This is a genomic window from Ochrobactrum teleogrylli (genome assembly GCF_037482325.1).
Classification (GTDB): Bacteria; Pseudomonadota; Alphaproteobacteria; order Rhizobiales; family Rhizobiaceae; genus Brucella; species Brucella teleogrylli.
The window spans coordinates 32,016-58,004 of the sequence record NZ_JBBHKQ010000003.1; the positions used below are offsets into that span (position 1 = coordinate 32,016).

Genomic DNA, 25,989 nt, shown 5'->3' on the forward strand with positions numbered 1-25,989 from the left:
GCGGTCTTATCGTTACATTTACGGGAGGATATCATGACACTCGCAACTATGCGTCAAATACTCGATCACGCTGCTGAACGCGGCTATGGCGTACCTGCCTTCAACATTACCAATCTGGAAACACTTCTTGCGGTGCTCAAAGCTGCCGAACGCACGGACAGCCCGGTCATCGTCCAGGCGAGCCAGAGCGCGCGAAAATACGCGGACGACATCCTGTTGAGCGGTCTTGTCAAGGCGGCGGCGCAGCGGTTTCCCAACGTGCCAGTCTGTTTTCATCAGGATCACGGCTCGACGCCGGAAGTCTGCGAAAGCGCTATCGCGCTGGGTTTTACCAGTGTGATGATGGATGGCTCCTTGGAGGGCGATGGCAAGACACCGGCAAGCTACAGCTACAATGTTGACGTCACCGCCAGGACGGTAGCTTACGCGCATGCCCACGGTGTCTCCGTCGAAGGCGAGATAGGTGTACTCGGCTCGCTCGAAACTGGCGGCGGCGAACAGGAAGATGGTCACGGCCTCGTTGGGACCCTTGACCGTGAGGCCTTGTTGACCGATCCGCAGCAGGCCGCGGATTTTGTTGCCGCAACCGGTGTTGACGCACTGGCGGTGGCAATCGGCACATCACACGGAGCCTACAAATTCTCACGCAAGCCGACTGGTGATATCCTGGCAATGGATGTCATCGCTGCGATCCATCAGCGCCTGCCCTATACTCACCTCGTCATGCATGGGGCTTCCACAGTACCGGACGATCTGCAGGCACTAATTAACGACAACGGCGGCCACATGCCCAAAACGTTTGGAGTGCCGCTTGAGGAAGTAGAGAGTGCTATTCGAATGGGCGTCCGCAAGATCAATATCGATACCGATCTGCGGATGGCGTTAACGGGATCGGCTCGGGAATATCTGAAGGCCAATCCCGGCTCATTTGATATTCGTGGCATGTTCAAGTCCGGTATCAGCCGTATGGAAGCCGTCTGCGTGGAGCGGTTCGAACGATTCAGAGCCGCAGGAAATGGATCGCAGATCAAGGTTCTGCCATTGGAATCGATGGTGCGATTTTATGCTTAATGCACGACTGATAGTGAACTTGTCGGCGAGACCGAAAATCCCGTCGAAGGTTTTGCAATGATTACTCTAAAAACGGCGAAACTAACGCCTTAGTCCCAGTAACACGCGCTCCAGAGGTGTTGCGCTTACTATCGTCGCCTTAATGAACTGCAATTCCGGTGTTTAAGAGGAAGAAAGGGCTCTGCCCTCTCTCCCCACAAGCACCGCCTCGACCTTTCGATGCAGCAAGTCGGTCGCACCGTTTCAGGTGCAACCGCGTTGCGCACCATCAGGCAGGGCGGGCTTTGCCCGCTCTTCGCCGCTGCTTGCCCCCTCTCTCCCGGTCCTCGCCGGACAGGCAGAAGGGCAGGATGGAACCTGCCCTTCGCCTTCAACTGGAAGGCGGGGCGCTATCGAAAGGTGAGAGCGAAATGGTGAAATGTGGCGAGGAAATGCCTGTCAGGCTCGTGGTGGCTACGGATGCCCACATGCGGACCTTTGGAAAGAGAAAGGATCAGCGGGGCGCTGGCGAGAACAGGGTTGACCTTTTCGATGCCGAGCATGCAAGACGGCTTCTGGAGCTGGCGGCCGCCGAAACGAACGCGCGGAGCGTGGTCATAGACTACAGGCCGGGAAATGTCGCTGACGCGATCGATAAGCTGGTCTATATCGCCGCTTTTCTGATTTCCGGTCGAACGACGCTGGCAAAGGACGAGATGAAAAGGGTGTTGAAGAGCGTCGAGAACTTGGATTGAGAATTACAAAAAAGCCCGCTCGCGGCGGGCCTTGTATCACCGATATTTTTACCTTCAATGAGACGGTCAATGCAGAAACGATATCATCATCAAAATCGTACGATGCATCCAGATACGGTCGGCCTGTGGCGGGGTTGACGATCTCATTAGAAACTTCGCCTCCTGTCAGCACCCCTATCAAGCCCCCAAATCGAAGTTCTACGCGTTCATTTGGCGTGTAGGATGCTCCGCCAGCGAGCGTCCAGGTATCGGTCTGGTTGCCGATCGTGGTAGACGCGCCGCGATCCCACGAGATCTGGACCGCACCGCTCCACTCGTCGTTGAATTTATGGCCTATGCCTGCCGATACCGTCCAGCCGTCGCGATAGAGCAAGTCCAGTGACGTTGCCCGCACGCCCTTATAATAAAACGGTATATCCTGCAGTACGTTCCAATCGGTCCATTTAAGCGAGCCAAAGGCGAGCCACCCCGGCGCAATTCCCGACTGCATTTTCAATTCAACGGACTGTGGAAGTTTGGCGGACCCGTTCACGTCCCATGATCCGCCTGCGAGCGGATTGCCGCCAGCTCCTGGCGGAAGACCCTTGTGATTGAGCGTTCCGGTGATCTCATCAAGCTTGACCTCGGAATTATAAACGAGGCTGGCCCTGAATGAGTATTCCGGGATTTCATATGCAACGCCGCTGCGCCATCCCCATCCGTCGGCTTCGAGGGTTAACCGACCGATTCCGTTCCAGCCAAACGGATTAGTAGGAATTGGGGCTACCAGTTGCTCATTGAAACCGTCCATTGCTTGGTAAAACACGCCGCCGATAAGCCGAAGCTGGGCCTTCTCGCTGACGTCGAATTTATAAGAACAGGTTCCGGAATAGCCATCGCTGTTCATTTTTGTTTCGGTGTTATCGTTGGCGCCAGCCCAGTTTCGACCGGGATTTGTATGTGCGCCCCATGGCTGCGAATAGTCGAGAAGGCAATCAAGGGAATCGGTGATACCGACCTTGAGACCGATACGAGGAACCCAATAAGCCTCAGATTCCTTAACACCGTCGGTTCGTCCCCCACCGACAGGACCATCCCATGGGCTGCTATCCTTGACATTGTTCAATTTTCGGTTTGGCATGACGTAGATGGTGGTCGCTTCGGTAGCGAACCGATCCGGATTAAACAGCAGATCGATATTATAACCGCCACGTTCCAATCCACCGGCGTAGACCCGTCCAGCGGATGCGATAACAGCGCAGCTGACGCAAAATAGGGCCTTCAAAGGCAGTTTGACCATTAATTCCCCTCCGAGAATGGTGAAAGTTATCCCCTTTGAATAGGACAAGCCCCCTGCCCTTGATAATGAATATTATCAAAGTCTAGGTCACGTCCGACGATCTAGACTGCCAGACTGCGACAAAAACCGTTTTAGATTTACTCCGGCGACTAAAATGTACGGCGGAATGGCAAGTGAATAGTGACCACAGTTTAATTGCAGAACATTCGGATTCACGCCAGCATTATTCAGACTTTCCAACAGAGCAATTGACAATTCTGGCAGTACAACCTTGTCTCTTTTGGCCAAAACAATCTGAATATCCAATGCCGGTCGGGCGAGACTGTAGGCGTAATTTCCCAGATCGAGCGGTGCCCAAGCCCTGTGCAGATGAGACAGGTCTATTGTAGGCTCAAAGCTCTCGCGTATGGCTCGCGTTGCGCGCCCGGTCCAAACCATACCGGCAAGACTACCGGCTGTGAGAAACAGCGAGGCTTTCTTAATGTTGGCGTCATGGGCTGCTACCAATCCTGCGACCCACGAACCGAGGCTCATTCCGAGTACGGAGATTTCTTGATACCCTTCGCTTTTGAGCCAGCGGATGAGCTTCTGTCCATCCCACACGGCCTGCCGTAGCGACTGAACCGTTCGACCGAGATTCGCGCTAAGCATATAATCAGCATAGTGGGACCCCGGACGGCTGCGTTCGAAGTGATAGGGCATAGCAATCTCAACGACCGTGATGCCCCTTTTGGACAAGTAACCCGCTATTTGTCGGTTGCGGGATCGTGCGTTCCAATGATGAAATATCACCAGTGCCTTGTCCGGCGAGCCGCTATCGGTGATCTTCGACCAGACCAGGTTATTTTCCTCAACGTCTGTCAAAATGTCAGATGGAAATTTGAGAAAATCGCCTGCCCGCTCGAAATCGTTATCGTTGCCGAGCGGCGCTCTGAAGAACGATGGCGTAGCGGCGGCCTGCACCCCGAGCTGGCAGAATTCCTCGAGATTGGTGACATTTTCAGAGCCCGGAAACGCACGTTCTGCGTCCAGAGTAACGGCTGTTGCTTTTTTAGCATCTTCTCCGCGTCGTGCCCGTTTCTCATCCCATTGATCAAGCCAACTATGAAACACTTTGATTACTTACCTCATTCGCACGCCGGGGCCCAAAAGCCGGATCAAATAAGCCATAAATAGCGATTAAGAGCCCGGCAAACATCAGCACCGTAAAGCCGGAAAACGCGTCGATAGATAAATAGCTTGCGAATAGAAGCGCCACAACCGCGGTCATTTTCCACAATGACACTTTGAAAAGATTTCCGGCCCCTGCGCGGATCACTCCATATATAAAGACAAAACTGGTCGATATGGCGATAAGCAGGCTGCTGTAGTGCGTAGGCATTCTATAGCTAATGCGGCTTTGCGCCTCTGGACGCTCGTATAAGATCGATGAAAGATCGCTAATAACCCAGGCAACGATACTCGTGCCATTTGAGGCCAGATAAGAGCTCTGCAGCTTCATAACGGTAGCGATAAGCAAGCCTAAGACCGTGCAGCGGAATACCCACCGCATGACCCAAAAGCCAGTCTCGCTTGGATTGTTCCAGCCGGAGTTGGTCTGCAATTTTGCAGCCTCGCGGATTTTCGATAAGTCATTGATGACCGAATAAATCAGGATGAGACCGGCGAAAAAGAGATAAAAGGATAGGCACATATACAAGTAGGCGAGCGCTGTAAAAATGATCGCAACAGGTCTCGTTACGATTTCAGGACGAACTATCGCGATAGTGCCCCAATCCGTTGCGTAATTACCTCCTCCGTAGAGGAGAGGCATCAAACAGACACCGATCCACTGAAAAACACCTGCAAACAACAAGCAAATTAGGAAAACAGCCCAGAATGAACCCAATGACGCGTCAATAATTCGCGGCCATCCTCGGTCGCTGTCCGCGAGTGCGCCATCGATGAGCGTTCTCCGTTTTTCGTGCTTCCATGAATTCACCAGTTCGAACACGAAAGCGAGGAAGAGCGGTAGGAAAACCATGAACACAAGCGTCCAGTTAGCCGCCCAAAGGAATCCAACCTGCTTGATAACGCCATCGGTACGAGTGAATTTTACGTTGTGAATGCCTATGATGAACGACAGGAATCCGAGCGCCGACATTCCAGCAAAAACCGAAGCAGACAGATTCAGCGGAGATCCTTCGCTGAATAACTCCTCCGTGCGCCTGGCAAGAGTTCGTCGCTCGCCTTGCTTATGGCCCACGTCTAGCGGTTTTACATACGCGGGTCCAATTTCGGCGGCGTCCTCGGTCGGCTGCGACGATGTAACACGATCGGCCTTCTTCAGTTCGCGTCGTTTGGCGACTAAGCGGGATTGAGAAGCACTGAGCTCTATAACCCATTCGCTTGTGGCCGCCATATCACCGCAACTCAAAACTCTGGCCAGCAAACCGATGTTAGTAGCACTAATTCCTTTCTCGTTCTCCTGAAACCAGAGCTGCACCGTTCGAAGATCCACGCCGGTTCGCTTGGGATCGACGAGAGTTATGGCTTGCGCGAGAAGTTCGGGCGTCCATGGGCCTGCAGGAAAGTTATCCTTGCCGAGCGGGCGACCAGCTCCGGCAGCGACGATGCGCTTGAACAATTCCTTGAAATCGCTCCCGTCATTCGGTGGGGGGAGAAAAAACTTTCCGTTCTTAATCAATCGCTTATCGGCTCAGATTTCATTTCGCTTCGCAGTGTTTCGTATCCTATCGTGCGATATACCTTAATCAACGTTTTTATCATTTGGATTTTGGAATGACTGTTTCGTCAGAAAACTGGTGCATGGAGGAGAGAAACTAAGCGTCGGCTAGTAAGATTCATCTAGAAATGCAGTTCTACTGAAGAACCTGCTTTCTACGATCGTACGCCGGGGATTGGTATAGGGATTTGCACTTATAATTCTCACCCATGTTCTGAAAATGACTTTCGGAGGCCATCATGGATGCAATTGGAAATGCGTTGGACTGGCGGGATGAAAGCAGCGTCGTGGACCTAAGCGATGCTGGCCCGACTAAACGCCTGCTGGAACTGTCATCACTGGCAGCGGACCCGCGCCGGATCGTTGATTATGAGCCGCAAGATGTGGATGACGCTATAGGAAAACTGGTCTATCTCGCCGCGTCTCTTATCTCCGGGCGGGTTACGCTCGCACAGGGCGAAATGGCGTCAGTTTTGAAAAGCGTCGATAAGAATATTTAATTGCTTTGGAAGCCCGCTAGCGGGCTTCATCTATTTGCGGTCTGTCGCAATCCATTCGCCGGATGATTGATCTTTGGCAAATCCAACCGTCCTCGCAATAGTTTGCGCTGACGGATTTTTTTTGACGTTAGTAACGCACTCGACCATGCCGTTGGCACCGTCAACAGGCCAACAATTCGCTAGTGAGACGGATAGCTTTTCAAGTTCACTCCTATCCCACAATAGCGGATTTTTTTCTTCCAGCTTCCTCACGGCAAGCAATGCTTCAGCTTGAGTTGGCACATCGAGCTTGGCGCTCGCCGCTGGCTCATCGGGAACGGGACAAAGTGTAGGGTCGGCGTTGATCGCTGCAACGATATCAGCTTTTGCAATGGCTGTTGCGTTGCTCGAAGCGTTGGAGACTACAAACCAAGTACCGCCCGCGCCAACAGCCATGCCGGCGCTTGCTGCCAGTGCGAGAAGTGCGTTCTGATTCATTAGAGCTTCTTAAAGTTTCAAATTGAACCAATAGCGCCCCTTCAAACCTTGATAATCGGGAATGTCGAAAAAGTAAGGGTCTTTTCGCATTGGACGAGCAATGGAGACGACCTTTCGACAACTATTTCCGCGATCCGAGTTGCCAATGTCTCGATATTGAACATCCTTGTACTGCTGAAGCTCTTTGTTCTGTTCCCTGATCTTGTTGGTGCAGGTGTTGATTGTCTTTTCGCAGCGGTTGGACAGCATTGCGCCGCGATCGCTCATATTGCTGGCTTCCTTGAATCCAGATGGGCAATCCTCGTAAAGCTGATATCCGGGTTTGCCAGACTTAGCTTCATGGCAAATGGGCCATGAGAAACCCGGTTTTGCCATGGCCTTGATCAACTTTGTCATTGGCGGGACGCAATAAGGGACACCATGCCACGAAGGGTTTGATGATGCTGCGCACAAAAGGACCTGGCAGCCCCAAGATGGCGTCCCTCCCGTGTCCTGCGCTATTGCAGCGGATGGCATCACGGCGATAGTGCCAAGGCCAGCGAGTGCAAACAGAAACTGCTTCATTTCAGGTCATCCTCATACTGTAGCGGTTGAATTGTGCCGAGTGGGCAATATGGCTTGATCGTGTAAGGGCGACCCTGTGACGAGATCTCCGGCCGCATAACTGCACAGGGCGATAAGTGTGAATGCGCAGAACCAGTAGATTCCAACGCGATAGACCAGGAGCTGATTTGGAATGTCGCGGCATACCGCGGGATAAGCAAAAACGCCGATCAAGAATGCGTCGAACGACATTTGCCGCTGCTCGTGGAAAAAGAGCGACGTCGTCAGTAACAGCGCCGCGATTATGCCGTGGACCCACCAGATTTTGGACGACGGGATGATAAGCAAAAACGATAACAGGATGGCCAGCAACAGACAGGCCATGGGATCGCGCGCGAAATTGAGCGCAATATGAGCGATTTCCGACAACTATCGGTCTGTCCTTTTTGGCTTTCTGCGTGCATCGGCGAAAGGGGGGGAAATCTCGCTTTTGCGCTCGGCGAGCAAATTGAAATCCGCAATTGGTTGACGATCGAGCGTCCTATCGACGGCCTTTCGCCGCCATTCGTTCATATCCAGAACATAAGTCGCCCACATGCCATATCGCGCCGACATAGCGGCACGCTGATAGCCCATATATTGAGGATGAGTGAGGTAGGGCGAATCCACCCGTGCCCAACCGACGCGGAGCATTTCAAGAGCCAGATCATGTCCCCGTGACGTGCACCTGGCTCTCGGCATGGCTTCATCATCATAACCGACGACGGCACATGTGACGGCGGAAGATCCGATCGTTCTTTTGAGCCAGGCTTTTGCAAAGGGACCACATGGTACAGGCGGCGGTGCCTTCGTGACCTCCCTGTTCGTCCATTTGGGATCGAGCGCCCATTGCGGCAGTTCACACGCATCAATATCAGCAAGGCGAACTCGTTGTGCATAAGTCGGGAACCAAAGAGTCCGACCGTCCATAACTGCGACACGACCTTTGAAGATTGGAAGCGTGACCGGCTGGCTAGGGTGCACCGGGAGGCTGACCGCTGGCGTGCGTTTAATAACGTCGGCTGCGAATGCTGACGTGGATGCGAGTGCAATTGATGCTGCTAAGATAAGATGTTTCATTGTTGGGCATTCCTCGTCCGTTCGTTCGCCGATTTGCTCAACATGATGGCAGGGTGCTGAACGTCTTCGAATTGCCAGAGGCCTGCCCGCTTCTCGCGCGCATCCTGTTCGGCAACCGCGTATGCGGGATAGTAGGGAAGCCCGTCAGCCTTCAGCGCTGCGAAGGCATAGCCGCTCGTAATCAATATGGTAGCAAGATCGAGACGATTTCCGCCGATTGTGGCGTAGCAAATGACATAGGATGTCTCGGCAGTTTGCGCGACGGGAGCGCACACCGGTTTGGTGTCCTTGATGTATGCAGCGAACACGGCAAGCGATGCCTCGCCGCAGTCCTTCTTATACCCAGTCCTGTCGGTGAAAGAAGTTCCCCGAAGGCATGACTGAACACCGTAGAGACGATAGCGCTGACCTTCTGCCACCTATGTATCGCCAGATTCTAATGTAACGCCCGGTTGGAGGTCGAAATATCCCTCTGGCGCAGCAATTGCCGTTGGCGAGAATAGGGTCAGACCTAGCGTTATAAGCGCGTGCTTCATTGGCCTTTCACCCGCGGATCGGCCCACATTCCATAAGAGCCGTCTTCTCCGATCTTCTGCGCCTTCACCAGATCCGGACGCTCCAGCTTCCCATCTTTCGTTTTTGCGATGCGGAGCGCGCCGAGAGAAAGCATCTGCTCCTCAAGCATATCAACCGTGTCTAGGCTTCCGGGATAATTGTAATATCCGTAGCACGTGACGTTTTGCTTCGGCGCACGCTCCTCGCTTACGAAGGCCCGACAAAAGAGGACCTTCGGCGATTGCAACATGATCTGCAGTTGCTGCTGTGCATAGTCAGCGCAAGAACCAGCATAGTCATCCTTACGGTTGACCATTTCGCCCTTGCAGGATTCCAGGCCGTAGAGATTTAGAACGGTCTTGTCATCAACACGGAATTCCGTTGGCGAAGTCGCCTTGTAGCCGGAAGCTGATGCAAATCCCTTTCGAGCTGTGACCTTCCCGTCCCCGTCATAATATTCAATGACAAGCACGGTCTTACCCGGCGACGCCAACGACTTGATGTAATCCTTGTTGATGGCTGGCGCTGCGATTGCGGCTGTTGCCAGCATACAACTGCTCATTGCGATTGCGATGGTTCTCTTCATTTTCTAGCCCTTACCGTCTTGCTTATTCGTTTTCCCTGCTCATAGGGGGTTTATGATTTGCAAAAAAGCATGTATCACTTAGCCAAATCGGTATCATGCTATTATGAACTTAATCGGTTTTCGCCGCAATCTCAACAGCGCACGTGAGGTCGGCGACAAGAGCTAAAAGGGCTAGAATGGAAGGGCTATCAATCAAAGCGCTACTACTAAGCGCCGCACTGTACGCTCCGCTCGGGATTGCCGCCGCTTGCGCAGAAGAAACCGGCGGAATTGCGCCATTTGTGCAAGATAATGGCGACAAGCCGTCCACCCAGAAGGCATCCGGATCGCCATCTGTTTTGACAGTTTTCAATCGCCGCTGGCCAAGCGAAAGCAAAGAATTTGTTGTGGGCGCCGATGGCGTCGTCGCCATCGAGGATAAAAGCGGAAACGAGCCCAAAACGAGTAACCATATTGGCAATATACAGAGCGCCTATGTTTCCACTGGCTCTCTATCAGAGATTACCAATACGGATATTTCTAATTCGAATGAATCGTCCCGTTTGGGTAATTTATCCCTCGATAAACAGGCCGCAATATCCGTACCGGAATGCGGCCCCTCCCCCCTAACGCCTGACGAAATCAAATCACTCGTCGAACAGGCTGCTCGTCGACATCAAGTTGACGTTCTGTTTGCGACGGCAATCACTTGGGCGGAAAGCCAATTCGACCGTTCTCGCAATTCAGACAAGGGCGCTCGCGGTCCGATGCAGCTCATGCCGAAAACCGCTGAGCGTTTCGGCGTCCGCGACGTCTGCGATCCGGCGTCGAATATTGAAGGCGGCGTTAGGTACCTACGTGTACTTTTGGACGAGTTCCAAAACCCGCTTCTTGTTGCCGCCGCTTATAACGCAGGCGAAGGCCGCATCTATGAGTATGGCGGCGTTCCACCCTTCAAGGAAACAGTTGGCTACGTGGCCAAGGTCGTCAATTACCAACTCGGCGTGGCTATGCCAGCGCCGAAAAAGAAGCCCGTGGGCGGCGGTCGGAGATCCTCGCCGGTCATAGCGAGCGAATCTGAATCCGGGGTCATTGCAGTCAAGAAAACCGGCACCTTCGTTGGTGGCGTGATGCATTTTTAAAGGAGAGAAGGATGATCAACGAACAAAATATGGTTTGGCATATCAGCGCTTCAAAGCTGGCTATTTGCCTTGGTTTGCTGGCCGCGGCGCAAATTGCCGGGGCAGATTTGGCGATGGCACAATCAGGTGGCGTTGGCGGTGCCTTCGCGCCGGTTCAGACCGTGTTCCAAGCTATCGTTGATTTCATTAGCGGCCCTATCGGACGCCTGTTTGCAATCATAGCCGTCATGGCGCTCGGTTTCCTCGCCTTTGCAGGCCGACTGTCTTGGTTTCTTGCAGGCGGTGTCATCCTCGGCATTGGCTTGGTTTTCGGCGCTCCGTCAATCGTCGACGAGCTGATCAGCACGGTCGGAAACTAGCGATGGCCGAATACGAGGATGTAAAGCCGCAACTGACCCCGTTGGTGATCGGACTTACCCGATCTCCTACCATGTGGGGTGTTCCGTATATGGCGGTCGTCGTTGTTATCGGGATCACAATCATAGCATGGCTGGTCAGCAAGTCCTTCTGGACGCTGCTGCTGGCCCCGATCAGCTATGTGGTCCTGTTCTCCCTTTGCGCCTGGGACAACAAAATCCTCGATGTTCTCGAAGTCACCGCGCGCAAAACGCCCCGCACACGCAACAAGTCCTTCTGGGGAACTGATTCGTACGGACCATAGCAAATGTTGAAAGTCGTCAGGGAAGAACTCGGATTTGGCAAGGTCGCTCACAATGAGCGGCCTATGGCAACACATATCCCGTATCTGCGGCATCTGTCCGATACTGTGATTGGCTTGGAAAACGGCGCTCTAATGTCAGTCATTAAGCTAGATGGCCTCTTTTTCCAAACGGAAGATCAAGCCGAACTCAATATGCGCTCGAATGTTCAGAATACGATCATTCGAGCGCTTGGATCGAGCCGTTTTTCTGTCTGGTCGACTGTAATTCGCCGACAGGTCGATTCCGAAATTGGTGGCGCTTTCGATGACCCGTTTTGCGATCAACTAAACAGCCGGTATATGAGCCAGTTGCGCCATAAACGCATGTTCGCCAACGAAATTTACCTCTCCATCGTGCGAACCAATATGCGCGGCGCCCTCGGCCTCAGCGACGTGGTAAGCCGTGCTTTCACGCGATCCGGCGGGGCTGAGGTTCGAGATCAGCAAACGCGGGAAATAGTGACCGAGCTCGAAGAGCTCGTCGCCAATATGACCCGTGAGCTGCAAAAGTATGGCGCACGTGAGCTTGGTATCACCTATCGCGATGGGGAGCCATATTCTGAACCGTGCGAATTCATCAACACAATCCTTACCTGCGGTGTACCGCGCAAAATGCGACTGCCGCGGATGGGGATTCGAAATTACGTCGGAACATCACGCCTGCATTTCGGCAAGCGAGCAATGCAAACACAAGCTGCTGTCGATGAAGACAATCGCTTTGGCGCAATGCTCTCCATAAAGGAATATCCGCCGTACACCGGTCCGGGAATGCTGGACGGTCTGCTACAGGTAAATCACGAGTTTATACTGACGCAAAGCTTCACAATCTCGGACAAGCCGATTGCGCAAGAGCGTATTACCCGGCTTCAGCGCCAGATTGCCGCGTCGGATGAATCCGGTAGCGCGGTCGAAAGCGATATCGACTTTGCTCTGAACAGTCTCATGAACCAAGAGGCTGTTTTTGGCATTCACCATTTCTCTTTGCTTTGCCTGTCTCGCGACCTTGACGGTTTGAGCAAGGCAGTTTCCGAGCTCGGTAGCTGCCTGACAGATATGAACATCAACTGGCTGCGGGAGGATATGAATCTTGAAGCGTCCTTCTGGGCGCAATTGCCAGGCAACCACAGCTATCGTGCGCGTAAGGCCATGCTGTCATCGGCTAATTTCTCCGGCCTGTCATCGATGCATAATTTCGCGACCGGGCAATCGGACAATCTTCATTGGGGCTTGCCGATCACGATTCTCGAAACCACCTCGCAAACACCATACTGGTTCAATTTTCACCGTCGCGATATTGGCCATTTTTTGGTCACTGGGCCAACTGGCTCCGGCAAGACCGTCGCTCTGACATTCTTGCTGGCCCAGGCAATGCGTGTCAGTCCAACGCCGAAAGCTGTCTTTTTTGACAAAGATAGAGGTGCCGAGATCTTCGTGCGGGCGATGGGAGGAGCTTACGAAGTCCTCTCACCGGGAGCACCTACTGGTTTCAACCCGCTTCAGCTGGAAAACTCCGGCCCTAATCGTGATTTTCTGCTTCGCCTTTTGAAATCAATGTTGCGTTCAAGCGATCATCGCGACTTCAGCCAGGAGGACGCAGATACGCTGGAACGGGCGATTGCCCGTATCATGGAAGAGCCTGCAGCGCAGCGCAACTTGCCAAACCTGTCGGGCCTGCTGGTTGGACGTTCGCGTGCGGACGCGAACGACTTGGCGTCAAGGCTACGTCCTTGGATCGACGGCGAAAAAGCATGGCTCTTCAACGCGCAGCATGATGTGCTGTCGTTTTCGGGACGCAATGTTTTCGGCTTCGATATGACGAGCATTCTCGGCAACGAGGATATTCGGACGCCCGCGCTGATGTACCTCTATCACCGTCTCGATGAGCTCCTGAACGGCGATCCAGTCATGTTCTTCATGGATGAGGGCTGGCAGCTGCTTATGGACGAAACATTCAGTCATTTCATCCTCGACAAGATGAAAACCATTCGTAAGCTCAACGGCATTGTCGGCTTCGGAACGCAGTCAGCCGCCGATATTGCCAAAGCCAAAGCGTCTCACACCCTTATCGAGCAGTCGGCCACGAATATTCATTTCCCGAACCCGCGGGCGGATGAAGAGAGCTACATCAAGCGCTTTGGCCTGATGGTTAAAGAATTCAATTTCATCAAAAACACCCCGCCTGAAAAGCGCACCTTCCTCGTCAAACACGGGAATGACTCGGTCATTGCCCGTCTCGATCTCTCAAACATGCCGGACCTCGTCAAAGTGCTGTCTGGTCGAAAAGAGACCGTCGAGGAATGCGCAGCCCTGCGGGAACGATATGGCGATGAGCCTGAAAACTGGTTGGCTGACTTCTGCGGATGGGAGAGGAATGATGCATAAGAAGTCTGCATTATGCATATTTTTGGCGTCAGCAACCATGCCATTGTCGGCGTGGGCTGGTGACGTTCCGGTCATTGACGGATCTAATTTGTCCGAACGAACGGTCCGGGATCAAAAAACATCGGAAATCGAGAAAACGGATAAAGACCGGTTTTCGCTCAACAAAAGTGTGACCTGCGCTGTCTATCGTCCGGGGCGCAAGGATGATCCCGTTGCAGCCGCCAAAGCCAATCCGGAAATTTCCGGGTTGGTCAAACGAGTGGCACGCGAAGAGGGTGTAGACGAAAATCTATTTCTAGGGCTCGTTTATCAGGAAAGCCGCTTTAATCCATGCGCGAAATCGGGCGTGGGGGCTATCGGTTTGGCACAGTTGATGCCTGATACCGCAAAAGAGTTGGGCGTAGATCCGCATAATATTGAACAGAACCTGCGCGGTGGCGCTCGTTATCTTAAACAGCAGCTCAAGCGTTTCAACGGCAACGCCAACCTCGCCCTTGCAGCGTACAATGCTGGCGCTGGCAACGTTAAAAAATATGGCGGCATTCCACCGTTCAAAGAAACGCAGGGGTACGTCCGGAATATCACGCAGAAATGGACACCGGCGTTCGGTGGGTCAAAGGACCTGCCCATGAACTACGGCGGCGGTGATACAGCATATTCCGGTATGCGGGATTCGACCATCATTTCTATGGCAACGACGCAGTCAACACAGGAAAGTACCGCCAACGTCGCTTCGTGGCTTCAGCAGCTTGGCGGCATGCAGTCCGGCACAATTCAAGACAGTTGGGATCACAACGCCGGCGCTCGAAATGCGAATCTCGAAATGGTCAACCAGGTGATTGTCCTCAGCAATTCGTTTGCCCACCTGCTCAACAGCCGCAATGCAGTTTCAGCCAGTGGCATTTCGGGCGCATCTCAATCGGCTTCGTTCAAGAAGAAAGACGACAAGCCGAGAGAAACGACCGGCGTCTGCGATCCCCGTACCGGTCTCGAATGGAATGCTGAAGAAAAAGCCTGCGTTCAAAAGCGTGAACGCGAGGCGAACACCAAACTGAACCTTGATCCTCAATAAGGGAGACTAACAATGAAACGACTGATCATTTCGGCGTCAGCGATTGCCGTGGCTCTAGCATCGTTCGCTCCCATGGCGGCTTTTGCAGGTGGCGTCCCTGTCATCGACGCTGCCAATTATGAAGTGGCCAAGCAAACCTCGGCTACGACCGACAAGATCCTCGGGACAAACAAGGAAATCCTGACGACGGTCGAGGAGACATTGAAGGCCGTTACCGGTGATCGCGGCGGCGATGCGAACCAGATGCAAAACCTGGCCGTCGGGAATGGCTTTAGCGTATCATCAATGCCCTCTTTCAACAGCCTTATGTCCGGCGGAGTGCCAAATTTTGGCAGCATGGGCGGTGACATTGCCAAGGTGGCGTCCACTTTCATCAATGGGCTTCAGCTCGTTAAGAACTTGTCGGGGCAAGCAAATAGCAGCTTCAGCGGAGACAAGTCCTATGAACAGATGGTCAACACTGTGCTTGGTGTCGCCGCACTCGTAAATGGTTCGCAACAGGCAGTAACGACGCGCCGAAGCGCTTTTGAACAGGCCGGGCAGAGTATCGGTCAGGCAAAGGACATTAAAGGTTCCATCGACCAAAACACGCAGCTGCAAGTCCAAGCAGGACTGACCATCAATGAACTGATCGGCGTGATGAACGGAGCCGTGTCGTCATTACAGGCCGATAATCAGCGCCGCCTCACCGACATTTCCAATTCCAAGAAGGTGTTGACGTACAGTGCAAACTAACATCGCTAACAACTTCCTGAAGTGTTTTATCTTTGCTGCCATCGCAGCCGGCGTTGCCGGCTGCGGAACGGTCAAGGAAAAGACTGCTCCTTGCAAACGTCCCGCAAATCTCACGTCATTTGCCGAAGACATTCGGCAAGACTGTGGACCTATGGCCTTTGTTAATGGCGATCCAGCGACTGCCATTGCTGCGATCAATTCAATAGCAACGGAATAATCGGGGGCCGCTATGCATGATTTCTTGAGCGATCTTTTGGAGAGAATTGATAGTTCCGGCGAGAATTTTTCATCGCAGGCTTACAATATTATTGGCTCTGAAATCACGCCGCTGCTCAAGGTGATGTTTATCGCCTATGTTGGATATTACGGTATCCAGGTAATAATGGGGACTTCGCGGATTAGCGTGGCCGAAATTGTTACACGCGTATTCCGCATGGTCTTCATTCTGGCATTGATCAGCAATTGGGGATACTTCAACGATTTTTTCTATAAGTGGCTGAACAATACCCCTGAAGATGTAGGTCGTGCCATCCTGACCGCCACCGGGACGGGAATTACCGAACCGACAAATGGTCTTTCCATGATCTGGAAAACCGCGAATGAGGCGGCTTCCGCGTTTGCCGAGCAATCGGGCTATTTTTCCGTTTTGCCTTCTATGGTTGGCTTTCTCATCATGGTCTGCGTGGCAATCTTCATCGCAGTTGCCCTCGCAATTCTCGTATTAGCCAAGGTGATGTTATGGGTTCTGATCGGAACCGCACCGATTTTTATCGCCTGCATGTTGTTTGAACAATCGCGCAGCCTTGGACAGGCGTGGTTCCAACAGGTTCTTCTATATGCACTGATCCCGTTATTCGTGTTTGTCGTCGCCGCCTTCCTAATCGCTGCAATGGACCCTGAACTGACGAAGGTATCCGCTGCCGCCACGGAGCGACGCCTTACGCTGAGTGATATTTCAGCTTTCCTCCTGCTTTGTTTCGCCGGGGCATTTGTCCTGTTGAACATCCAGGTCCTCGCTCAGGGCATTGCAGGAGGCTTGGCCGTCGGTATTGGCGCTGCCGCCACACGGATTGCTCGCATGACCGGTGTCACCGCTCCAATGCAGATTGCGCGTGCTGGCTTCAAGGGGATCGGTGCGAGCTATCGCGGCGGACGGTCGCTTTACAATCGTTTTGGAGGCGGCGGCGGTGGGGGTTCGATTTCCCCGACAAGCCAGGGCGCAAAAGAAGCAATGCAAAACCGAATAAGCAGCAACAGTCTGCCTCGCTGATGCTTGCAGGTTCATAAGAGGTAAAGGGCTAGATCATGACGGATGCCAAAGAAGCTGCATTGAGAAGTTATTTTCAGGACGGTGATCGTTGGGAGAACGAAATCGTCCGGAAAGCAAAACGTTCAAAGGCCGTGGCATGGTTCGTAACCATCATATTCGGGCTCGTCGCGCTTTTCGCATTGCTCGCGCTCGTTATGCTGGTTCCGCTAAAATCTTTCGAGCCTGTGATTGTCGTCGTAGACAAGGCTACCGGCTACATCGAAACCAAAAGCGGACTGACAAAAGCGCAAAATCTGACCGATTCACGCGCAATCACGCAAGCCAACGTCGTTCGGTATATCAGGACACGCGAAGGCTATGATCCTTACGCGATAGACACAAACTTTGGCACGGCGGCACTATTGTCGACAGGTGATGCCGCTCGCGAATTGCAAGAGCAATACAGCACTGCCAATCCGAACAATCCGGCCAAGGTCTACGGGAAAAACAAGCGTGTGCTTGTCGATGTGAAGTCTGTCACCTTCCCCAACGATTCAACCGCTCTTGTTCGTTTCTCAACCACTGAGAAGTCCGATACCGATGTCATCACCAAACACTACATAGCTGTCGTGCGCTATCGCTACACGGACGAACCCGCCACAAATGAATGGCGGTTTGAAAATCCCCTCGGCTTCCAGGTTTACAATTACCGGCGTGATCAGGAAACCGTCACGGAAGGGAGCAAGGGATGAAAAACCGCTTCCTACTTGCGGCGGCGTTCTCCGCCGCCATCCTTTCGCACGCCCACGCAGCACAGACGCCAAGGGCTGGATCGCTCGATTCACGTGTGACCAGTGTCGTCTACCAGCCAAACAATGTCGTCAAAATCTCCGCGACGTATGGCATATCGACAATGATCATCTTCGATGAAGATGAAAAGTTTGAGACGATTTCACTCGGCGATACAGAGAGCTGGCAGGTTGCTCCAACCGAAAAAGGCAACATTTTGTTTGTGAAGCCGACGGCTAAGAACGTCGTTACAAACATGAACGTTGTCACGACCAAGCGTATCTATTTTTTGGAACTGCACGATTATGCGCCCGATGCGGGCAGACAAGTCTTTGGCGTCCGTTTCATTTACCCCGAGAAGGATTTGAATGCAGCGATGCGCAAAGAGGCTGAATATCGCGCTGCCAACCCGAATATCTCTAAAATCGACAAGGCTAACGTCAATATCGACTATTCCTTTACGGGCGATACGAAACTGAAGCCGTCAATGGTTTTCGATGACGGCAAGAAAACCTTCTTCAAATTCACTGGTCGGACGCCAGCAATCTTTGCAGTAAACAGCGATTTTTCCGAAACATTGCGCAACTTCCGCAAGGAAGGCGAATATCTGGTCGTGGATGGAACGGCAACTCAATACACCCTCCGCGACGGTGATCAGTGGATCTGCATCTTCAACCTTAGAAAGCCGGATTTTGGCGCACCCGATCCCGACATCATGGGTCCTGCGCCTGATCAAGTGGCAACCAAGCGGAGAAGGAGCGGCAACTGATGAAACAGTCTCCCGAACTAGAAGCACTGGCGTCTGCCGATGACGCCGGAGTCAGCAACAAGAATGCAAAGCGGAATCAGACGGCTGCGATGGCGGTATTTCTGCTGGCCGGTGTAGCTATGGCTTATTTCGTTCTCAAACAGCCTTCCGAGAAGCCGCGCGATCTTGTGCGCGGTGACGAGGAGTTCAGCACCACGTCGTTCAGACCGCCGTCTTTCGTGCGCGACCAGGATCAGCCTACTGCTGCGCCCGAGCCCAACATCATAAATATCCCGCCGCCTCCACCGCCACCGGAGCCGGAGAAAGTCGACACCACGACGTTTAATGTCCCTCCCCCGCCTCCGCCGACGGTCGCAGTGAAGGAACCCGATCAGGCACCCACGCCGGAGATCGTTGAAGAATTTCCAGACCGGTTCAAATCCAAACTTATTCAGATGGATCAAGCGCGATCAGGCGGAGCAAATGGGGGACTTGGTGGCGATAGTGGCGAAGGAACACCGACTGTTGCTGGCGAAGACAGAAACAGCAAGTTTCTGGCAACGGCCTCGGCAATGGCCGACCGTAATGCCAAGGCTACGAAAATCAAGCGCATCGACGCGGTTGTGCCGGAAGGCACGATGATACCCGGTATTCTCGAAACCTCGATTGTAAGCGATCTACCAGGCCAGGTTCGCGCTATCACGTCAGAAGACGTCTACAGTTTTGATGGTCGTCGCATTCTGATTCCGACCGGCACCCGCCTCATTGGTGAATATCAAAGCGACGTCATGACAGGCCAGACCCGCGTTTTCGTCGTCTGGACACGCTTGCTTAGAGATGATGGTGTAAGCGTGCGCCTGAACTCCGTGGGAACCGACAGCCTTGGCCGTTCCGGCCTGACCGGCATCGTCGACAAAAAATGGCGTGAAAGGTTCGGCGCGTCCATCATGTTGTCTGTGGTGGGCGCGGGCGCTAGCTATCTGACTGGTTTCGGCAGCGGAGAAGCCTTCGGTCGTAACAACGATGATGCGAAACGGGGTGAAGAACTAGCCCGCGAAACAATCGCCGAAACATTCTCTCAAATGGCAAATACCGCTCTGAGCGAGAACTTGCGTATCAAACCAACAATCAGCGTCCATCAAGGCGAACGTATCTTCATATTCGTGCGTCAGGACCTCGATTTTTCGGCCATGTACGACGATCCCGTAACAGAAGCGATGAAGGAAATTCAACGTGTACGCAGGGGCAAATAGTGCGGCAGCAGCCACACAAAGCAGATATTACTTTTTAGATCGAGCACTTGAGCCGCTGCGGCCATTTCTCAACGATCCAAAAGTCGTGGAAATAGCTGTCAACAAACCAGGTCACGTCTATATCGAGCGACTTGGTGCCGATCACATGGAGTTCCACGAGGTTCATGTGCTTTCATCGGCGGAGATTCAGAATATCGGTGAGCGCGTTGCGGGTGCGACTGATCAGTTTATCAGTAAATCCGCGCCAATCCTGAGCGCAGCGCTTCCGACTGGCGAGCGCATTCAGGTGGTTCTTCCACCTGCTGCACCGGATGGCGGCTCGATATCGATCCGCAAGCAGGTCGTTAGCAATTTCAGCTTGGAAGAATACAGGGATAGCGGTTCGCTGGACAAGGTTTCCGTGGCTGTTGGTGGGCTTAGTGATATTAACCGACTGCTGATCGAGCATCTGAAGCAAAACAGAATTTTCGATTTCATCAACACGGCCATTACGCAACGGGTTTCGATCCTGATTAGCGGCGGTACATCATCGGGAAAGACTACCTTTCTGAATGCCTGCCTGAAATCTGTCCATCCAAAGGAACGAATTATCACGCTGGAAGACACCCGCGAGCTGTTACCGCCCCAGGAGAACCGCGTTCATCTGGTAGCCTCGAAAGGTGGACAGGGCACGGCTGACGTTACAATTCAGCACTTGCTTGAATCGTCCCTTCGTATGCGTCCTGATCGTCTGTTCGTTGGTGAGATCCGCGGCGCCGAAGCATTTTCATTTCTTCGTGCCATTAACACCGGTCATCCAGGTTCTATGTCGACTGTTCATGCTGATACTCCGCAAGGAGCCTATGAACAGCTTGCCATGATGATGCAACAAGCCGGGCTTTCAGGCGGATATTCGAAGCATGACCTCATGTCGTACATTCGAATGGTTATCCCCATTGTCATCCAGTTGCGCCGAGACGGCGGAAAACGAGGCGTATCGGAGATATTTTTTGCGCGAAACGAGGAGCCATGAGCAAAGGATACAAAGCGGTTTATCTAATATTCTGTGCTGGCATCGCATTCTTGGTCTGGACCTTGGCTTATGGAGTCGTACTCGGAGTCATTTATAAAGACAGCCGAATTTTGAATATTACCATCACCGAGAATCCTTTTGCTCCGCTTCAGCAAGTCTGGGCCTATGCGTCCAACTCAACTCTGCAGCGCGTTGCCATCGGGGCCCTATTGCCTGCCATCGCAGCCACGGTCTTTGCGGGCTATCTTGGTCTCAGAAGCTACGAAAACCCCTTGGGCGATGCAGCTTTTCAGGACGTCATGGGCCTTCGTCGCGGCAAGTGGTTCCGCAAGAAAGGGCATATATTCGGTCGGTTCGGCCGAAATGTGCTGCGAGCGGCCGACAGTCGCCATCATCTGATTATCGGCCCTACACGATCGGGAAAAGGAGCGGGTTATGTCATTCCAAACGCTCTCATGCATGAAGGGTCAATGATCGTATCCGACTTGAAGGGCGAAATTTTCAAAGCGACAGCAGGGTATCGCAAGAAGAACGGTAGCCAGGTTTTCCTCTTCGCCCCCGGCTCTGAAACGACAAATCGATATAACCCTCTCGATTTTGTGCGCCCCGAGCGGGGTAATCGCACCACGGATATACAAAATATCGCCAGCATTCTCGTCCCTGAGAATCTAGGCTCTGAAAATTCAGTCTGGCAGGGCTTAGCACAACAAGTCGTAGCCGGGATTATCAGCTATGTTCTGGAGAGCCCCTATTATCACGGACGGCGCAACCTCGGCGAAGTCGTTTCCTTCGTGAACAGTGGTGTTGATCTTCAGGCGCAGATCAAGTTCATCAAGGAAAGAGAGCCGAACCTTTCAAAATATACGGTCGAAAGCTTTAACGCATTTCTTGCATTGTCAGAGCGGGCGGCGGCATCCGCGCTACTGGATATCCAGAACGCGCTTAGACCCTTCCGAAATGAACGTATTGTAGCCGCGACAGAAGTGACCGACATGGATATCGCCGCCATGAAACGGCGGCCTATCTCCATTTATCTCGCACCCAATATTACCGATATTACGATCCTGCGCCCACTTCTCACTTTGTTCGTGCAGCAGGTCATGAACATTCTGACTCTGGAACACGATCCCAATTCTCTTCCCATCTATTTTTTGCTGGATGAATTTCGACAGCTTAAAAAGATGGATGAGATTATGACGAAGCTTCCCTATGTGGCTGGTTATAATATCAAGCTAGCTATCATTATTCAGGATCTCAAGAATCTCGACGAGATTTATGGCGAGACTTCCCGTCACTCCCTTCTCGGCAACTGTGGTTATCAGCTGGTGCTAGGTGCCAACGATCAGGCCACGGCGGAATATGCATCCCGTGCACTCGGAAAAAGAACCATCCGCTACAAGTCGGAATCCCGCACCATCGAGATTCTCGGTTTACCTCGGCGCACAAAAGTTGAGCAAATCCGAGAACGCGATTTGATGATGCCGCAAGAAGTGCGGCAAATGCCAGAAAACAAGATGATCTTGCTCGTTGAAGGACAACGACCGATCTATGGCGACAAGCTGCGATTTTTCAACACCCAACCCTTTAAATCCGCTGAAGCTTATTCGCAATCGCACGTTCCTGATGTGCCTACGATTGAATATCTACCTCATAGGCCAGTTCCAGCACTGACGAGCGAATACGCGAGTGACGGGCAACAGGCCATTGAGCACACAATTACGCCCCTGCCCTCTCGTCCTCAAAAGCATGAGGAACCTCCACATGAAGCGGACGCAAACAATTCTCCGTCAATTCCTAACGCTGATGACAGCAAAAAAACAAATAGCAGAACGGTCAATCTGAGCGTCAAATTACCTTCAACAGGCAGTGAAACGAAGTCGGCAATTCCTCCCGCTGATATCCATGATCGAATTGAAGAAGTCGAAGCGCAGCTTAAACCGAGCGCAGAACGATTATTGAAGGCTGTGAATGAAAAAGTCGAAGCCTCGGGCGCACCCCCTCGTAAGCGAAAAAGTTATCTGGACATATTCAATGCTACTGTGCCAGACCCGGAAGATATCGGCCTGATGACCAATTCTAACTAACTCTTACGAAAAAGCCGGGTCGCAAAAGCGCCCGGCTGATTTTTCATTCTCTTTACCGTCAAAACGGCAAAAATCCTCCAAGGAAACTGATCACATCACTTATCCATGCAACGGCTGCGTTGAACCAGTCTCTCACGACAGTAGCGATGTACACGATCGTAACCAGTCCCAGGACGAGCCAGAACAGAACCGCAAAGAATTTTGCAAAAGCATCGTCGGCCTTCGGGTCGGGAGGTGAATTATAGATGTAATCGTGCCGCATCGTCCTTTAACGCTCGTGTTCGTCGCGTTCCTTCTTTTGCTGCTGCTCTTGCTCTAGTTCCTGCAATCGTGGAACCTGTTGTTGCGGCGGATCTGTACGGGCGGTCTCTCCATCCCGCACGACGTCCTTTGTTTCCATACTAACCCGATTATCGAGTTGTCTGGAATCTTCAACTTTTCCATCTGTCCGATCCCGCTCTTCAAGCACATTCGCTTCCCATGCCCGGCGGTCGACCATTTGTTCGACACGATGTTTCTGTCCGTCGATCTCCTGTATAACGGTTTTCATGACGCGTTCCGTACCAGTGGACCGCAAATGAATTTCATCGCCGATATCGGCTCCGGCACGATGCAATGCATCGGGTAATCCGACACCCCAAACCGTGCGATTGCCGTTAGCGGTTTCAAGAACAACAAACGGCGATGGCTCGTTCTTTTCATTATCCTGATAGGGCTTCTCGCCTGTCTCGACGAGGATACCCTGAACACCCTCCTTATAGTCGACGGTTTTGGTGTGCGGCGTTCCGGAATTATCTGCATTCTGTTGCTCTTTATCGACCTTGCTCGACTGAACCGAACCTGCAGATTGCTCCTGATCCCGGTGAGCCGCATCCAGTGCCCTTCCCTCGATGGGAGTAATTTCATTACGCAAATAGGACTGCTCCCGGCGAGCCAGATCTTGCCAATCCAGTTCGGTCGGCTGATAGCCCTTGACCGAAATTCCGTGCGCCTGGCCCTCCAGCCAAGTTTCACGGCGGAACTGCTTGCTCCCCGTTATCTCGATGCTCGTCCAGCCTCGATGCGCTGCTGTTTCGATCATCAATCGAACGCCCTGAGCATCGAACGATTTTGCGCGCAGCTTCTCTCCATTGTCCTGGAACACTTCGCGCTCACCCTTTGAATCGGCAAAGACTCGCTGCGTCCCGCCGTGATCCTCACGAATATAATATCGGCTCGTGATTTCACTCGGGAATGAACGATCCATTTCGGCCTGATAAGATGCTGCCGCCGCTTTCTCCTCGTCATCCATGCTCGAACGAGGTTCGTTGGCATTATCTGCCGATGGCCGACCCTGCTCTGCTTCCGCGACAACATGCGCTGGCTTTGCAATTTCGGAATCGGGTTCCCGAGCAATCTGCATCGACGAGCTATCCTGCTCGCTTTCACGCGATGGGGTTTCGACGCTCAATCCACGCCGTTCCGTCAATTCCATATGCTCGCGCATTAGATTGACATGCTCGCGCGTATACTGCGCTACCTGATCCAGATCGGCTTTCTCCTCCGGTCCGAGATTGCGGCCAAGCCGGAACAAAGCTGTTTCAACTTCTTTCTCATATGCCTCAAAATCGCTTCTCGACATTTCGCGCACTTTTTCACCCTCCAATATGATGTTTTGCAACTTTACCAAATTGGTGCGGTAATGCGACCCGAAATCTGCATGAACGATGTTAGAAGTTTTCGCTTCTGGTTGGAGCGAACTGGTTGATACTACTATGTCTCTTTGTTGCATGGCGTACGTGGCAATCTGACGATCGCCGCTTGCCATTGCTATTTTCTCCCAACTCTGAGTTACCTTTACGGTATATTCACGGCTTCGGACGCTTCGCGCCATGCTCCGCCGACCTGAGCGCTTGGCGTCATAGCGCGACTGAGCCGCCTCGCTTGTCCCTTCATGTTGTGTTCGTCCATCCCGACTAACCGGCCGAACCTGATTGCGCGTGTAGGCTGGAGCATTTGCGAACTCGCGCCTGTCCGTCATTTCCATTGCGATTCCGTGTTCGCGCGCCTTTTCGGCCATAAGTTCGCGCCACTGGCGAAAAACCTGTGGCGAGGTTTCCACCCGATCACCAGCATCCGAACGCATGGCGATAATAGCATGAGCATGTATATGCGGTCGCTTTCCACCCTGCCCCATCTCCTTCGGGTCGCTGAACGGATCATGCATCGCAAATATGTAGCGATGCCCTTCGAACTGCGCGGCCAAAAAATCCCGAACAGCGCTTTCGAAAGCTTGAACGTTGGTGCCAGCTTTGGCAGACATGATGACATGCATCACATCCCTGCCCTTGCGGCTGTGCAACTCCCGACGCCACTGCTTTTGCACCAGATCGCCGGCGGAACGCGCATCTGAGACAACGCGCCCCTTATCATCACGAACGTCGCCCTTATGATCCTCGACCAGACTTCTCAGCTTGGCGGCGCCATATTCAACGCCATTTCCATACCCGGTAAAACGGAACCGCGCCCTCCCGAGCTCGGACGCTGCGCTTTCGTTGTAACGCCTCTGAATAATGTCCGCCGCCTTCGGATCGCCGGTCAACCGCTCCCCTTCCATGCTGCGCAACACCACCACACCGTCAACCTTTAAAACGCCATGTGATGGTTGCGAAACGGCATAAGCAAAGCTGCGATTACCGAATGCGCTAGCCAGACTATCGCGCACGTGCTGCTGCAAAGCTTCTTCTGTTGCGAACCCGGCAGCTTCGATCGTCACCCGGAAAGTTCCAATATCCCTGCTCTCAGCCCGATTTTGAAACAATGGCTCCCAATCTCCGCGTAAACGGGCCAGCTCCTCGCGACCCTGAAGGCGCTCACCGTTTTCCTTTTCGACGCGTATTTCCCCGCCACGCGATACGTAATTGACCATCGCGCCGAACCGCGCACCGCCACCGTACGACGCCAATTTGACCACAGCTGGTTGACCACCGGCTGCGATTGCGGCCAAACGTGTTTCCATCGGCCTCGCGACAGCAACCTGTTTGTTTGATGCGCTACCTGCGCTTGTCATCGCTCTTGAGGATGGCCTGCGCATTTTCGGCACGGAAACACCACTTGCTGCAGCGGCACCACCTGCGATCTGTAATTCGCGCAACCTCCGGCGCATTTCTTCCTCGGCGCTGCTTGCAGCCCTCGAACCAAGTGAAAGCTCATGCAGCAACGCCGCCCGGCGCTGCTCCCATTCGCTCTCAAAAGCCCCGAGAAAGAATTCCATGG

24 protein-coding genes and 1 pseudogene are annotated in these 25,989 nt (G+C 53.0%); 15 read left to right on the forward strand and 10 right to left on the reverse strand.

Going from position 1 to position 25,989, the window contains the following annotated elements; genetic code table 11:
- The first annotated feature begins 33 nt into the window (after positions 1 to 33).
- Positions 34 to 1,071 (forward strand): class II fructose-bisphosphate aldolase, encoded by a 1,038-nt coding sequence (fba, locus tag WIX40_RS22725; RefSeq protein WP_182506647.1) that lies wholly within the window; start codon positions 34 to 36, stop codon positions 1,069 to 1,071.
- 594 nt (positions 1,072 to 1,665) lie between these two features.
- On the opposite strand, the gene WIX40_RS22730 is transcribed toward fba, so the two are convergent.
- From WIX40_RS22730 to WIX40_RS22740, 3 genes are all read right to left on the reverse strand, one after another.
- A complete protein-coding gene (locus WIX40_RS22730; protein ID WP_262077905.1) occupies positions 1,666 to 3,084 on the reverse strand; it encodes an OmpP1/FadL family transporter in 1,419 nt (472 codons plus the stop codon).
- Between the two features lie 87 nt (positions 3,085 to 3,171).
- Positions 3,172 to 4,197: an RcgR family putative quorum lactone hydrolase gene (locus tag WIX40_RS22735; protein WP_182506646.1), complete on the reverse strand. Its 1,026-nt coding sequence runs from the start codon at positions 4,195 to 4,197 to the stop codon at positions 3,172 to 3,174.
- Positions 4,187 to 5,770: an RcgA family putative transporter gene (locus tag WIX40_RS22740; RefSeq protein WP_182506645.1), complete on the reverse strand. Its 1,584-nt coding sequence runs from the start codon at positions 5,768 to 5,770 to the stop codon at positions 4,187 to 4,189. Before WIX40_RS22740 ends, WIX40_RS22735 begins: the two co-directional genes overlap by 11 nt.
- Before the next feature lie 278 nt (positions 5,771 to 6,048).
- Between WIX40_RS22740 and WIX40_RS22745 the strand changes: the two genes are divergently transcribed.
- Positions 6,049 to 6,309 carry a hypothetical protein gene (locus tag WIX40_RS22745; protein WP_313533888.1) on the forward strand — a complete coding sequence of 87 codons (261 nt, stop codon included), beginning with the start codon at positions 6,049 to 6,051 and terminating at the stop codon, positions 6,307 to 6,309.
- A 30-nt stretch (positions 6,310 to 6,339) separates the two neighbouring features.
- Here WIX40_RS22745 and WIX40_RS22750 read toward each other — a convergent pair whose 3' ends face one another.
- The 6 genes and pseudogenes from WIX40_RS22750 to WIX40_RS22775 all read right to left on the reverse strand — a co-directional run bounded on the left by WIX40_RS22750 (position 6,340) and on the right by WIX40_RS22775 (position 9,589).
- Positions 6,340 to 6,786, reverse strand: coding sequence for a hypothetical protein (locus tag WIX40_RS22750; RefSeq protein ID WP_182506643.1), 447 nt, complete (start codon positions 6,784 to 6,786; stop codon positions 6,340 to 6,342).
- A gap of 9 nt (positions 6,787 to 6,795) precedes the next feature.
- A complete protein-coding gene (locus tag WIX40_RS22755) occupies positions 6,796 to 7,350 on the reverse strand; it encodes a hypothetical protein (protein ID WP_182506642.1) in 555 nt (184 codons plus the stop codon).
- 12 nt (positions 7,351 to 7,362) lie between these two features.
- Complete coding sequence (locus WIX40_RS22760) at positions 7,363 to 7,758, reverse strand: hypothetical protein (RefSeq protein ID WP_011982843.1); 396 nt, start codon at positions 7,756 to 7,758, stop codon at positions 7,363 to 7,365.
- A complete protein-coding gene (locus tag WIX40_RS22765; RefSeq protein WP_182506641.1) occupies positions 7,759 to 8,448 on the reverse strand; it encodes a thermonuclease family protein in 690 nt (229 codons plus the stop codon).
- Positions 8,445 to 8,984, reverse strand: a pseudogene (locus WIX40_RS22770) (thermonuclease family protein). Before WIX40_RS22770 ends, WIX40_RS22765 begins: the two are co-directional and overlap by 4 nt.
- Complete coding sequence (locus tag WIX40_RS22775) at positions 8,981 to 9,589, reverse strand: hypothetical protein (protein WP_182506640.1); 609 nt, start codon at positions 9,587 to 9,589, stop codon at positions 8,981 to 8,983. The pseudogene WIX40_RS22770 and the gene WIX40_RS22775 overlap by 4 nt, the downstream one beginning before the upstream one ends.
- 176 nt (positions 9,590 to 9,765) lie before the next feature.
- Between WIX40_RS22775 and WIX40_RS22780 the strand changes: the two genes are divergently transcribed.
- Genes WIX40_RS22780 through WIX40_RS22840 form a run of 13 tightly spaced genes read left to right on the forward strand, consistent with a single transcriptional unit; the run spans position 9,766 to position 22,734 of the window.
- Positions 9,766 to 10,710, forward strand: a complete 945-nt coding sequence (locus tag WIX40_RS22780) for a lytic transglycosylase domain-containing protein (protein ID WP_182506639.1) — start codon at positions 9,766 to 9,768, stop codon at positions 10,708 to 10,710.
- Between the two features lie 11 nt (positions 10,711 to 10,721).
- Positions 10,722 to 11,069 (forward strand): TrbC/VirB2 family type IV secretion system protein, encoded by a 348-nt coding sequence (locus tag WIX40_RS22785; protein ID WP_182506638.1) that lies wholly within the window; start codon positions 10,722 to 10,724, stop codon positions 11,067 to 11,069.
- Between the two features lie 2 nt (positions 11,070 to 11,071).
- Positions 11,072 to 11,371 (forward strand): VirB3 family type IV secretion system protein, encoded by a 300-nt coding sequence (locus tag WIX40_RS22790; protein WP_182506637.1) that lies wholly within the window; start codon positions 11,072 to 11,074, stop codon positions 11,369 to 11,371.
- A gap of 3 nt (positions 11,372 to 11,374) precedes the next feature.
- Positions 11,375 to 13,792 (forward strand): VirB4 family type IV secretion/conjugal transfer ATPase, encoded by a 2,418-nt coding sequence (locus WIX40_RS22795; RefSeq protein WP_339442448.1) that lies wholly within the window; start codon positions 11,375 to 11,377, stop codon positions 13,790 to 13,792.
- The gene (locus WIX40_RS22800; protein ID WP_371834176.1) at positions 13,785 to 14,864 is read left to right on the forward strand and encodes a lytic transglycosylase domain-containing protein; all 1,080 of its coding nucleotides are present in this window, start codon (positions 13,785 to 13,787) and stop codon (positions 14,862 to 14,864) included. The genes WIX40_RS22795 and WIX40_RS22800 overlap by 8 nt, the downstream gene beginning before the upstream one ends.
- Positions 14,865 to 14,876: 12 nt before the next feature.
- Entirely contained in the window at positions 14,877 to 15,599 is a 723-nt protein-coding gene (locus WIX40_RS22805; RefSeq protein ID WP_182506635.1) for a type IV secretion system protein, read from the forward strand.
- Entirely contained in the window at positions 15,589 to 15,816 is a 228-nt protein-coding gene (locus WIX40_RS22810) for a hypothetical protein (protein ID WP_328825159.1), read from the forward strand. The genes WIX40_RS22805 and WIX40_RS22810 overlap by 11 nt, the downstream gene beginning before the upstream one ends.
- Before the next feature lie 12 nt (positions 15,817 to 15,828).
- A complete protein-coding gene (locus tag WIX40_RS22815) occupies positions 15,829 to 16,869 on the forward strand; it encodes a TrbL/VirB6 family protein (protein WP_182506634.1) in 1,041 nt (346 codons plus the stop codon).
- Between the two features lie 35 nt (positions 16,870 to 16,904).
- On the forward strand, positions 16,905 to 17,600 hold the full coding sequence (locus tag WIX40_RS22820; RefSeq protein ID WP_182506633.1) for a VirB8 family type IV secretion system protein: 696 nt from the start codon (positions 16,905 to 16,907) through the stop codon (positions 17,598 to 17,600).
- Positions 17,597 to 18,406, forward strand: coding sequence for a TrbG/VirB9 family P-type conjugative transfer protein (locus tag WIX40_RS22825; protein WP_182506632.1), 810 nt, complete (start codon positions 17,597 to 17,599; stop codon positions 18,404 to 18,406). Before WIX40_RS22820 ends, WIX40_RS22825 begins: the two co-directional genes overlap by 4 nt.
- Complete coding sequence (virB10, locus tag WIX40_RS22830; protein ID WP_182506631.1) at positions 18,406 to 19,638, forward strand: type IV secretion system protein VirB10; 1,233 nt, start codon at positions 18,406 to 18,408, stop codon at positions 19,636 to 19,638. The genes WIX40_RS22825 and virB10 overlap by 1 nt, the downstream gene beginning before the upstream one ends.
- Positions 19,619 to 20,650, forward strand: coding sequence for a P-type DNA transfer ATPase VirB11 (virB11, locus tag WIX40_RS22835; protein ID WP_182506630.1), 1,032 nt, complete (start codon positions 19,619 to 19,621; stop codon positions 20,648 to 20,650). The genes virB10 and virB11 overlap by 20 nt, the downstream gene beginning before the upstream one ends.
- The gene (locus WIX40_RS22840; RefSeq protein WP_182506629.1) at positions 20,647 to 22,734 is read left to right on the forward strand and encodes a type IV secretory system conjugative DNA transfer family protein; all 2,088 of its coding nucleotides are present in this window, start codon (positions 20,647 to 20,649) and stop codon (positions 22,732 to 22,734) included. Before virB11 ends, WIX40_RS22840 begins: the two co-directional genes overlap by 4 nt.
- A gap of 268 nt (positions 22,735 to 23,002) precedes the next feature.
- On the opposite strand, the gene WIX40_RS22845 is transcribed toward WIX40_RS22840, so the two are convergent.
- A complete protein-coding gene (locus WIX40_RS22845) occupies positions 23,003 to 25,987 on the reverse strand; it encodes an LPD7 domain-containing protein (protein ID WP_182506628.1) in 2,985 nt (994 codons plus the stop codon).
- Positions 25,988 to 25,989: the final 2 nt, after the last annotated feature.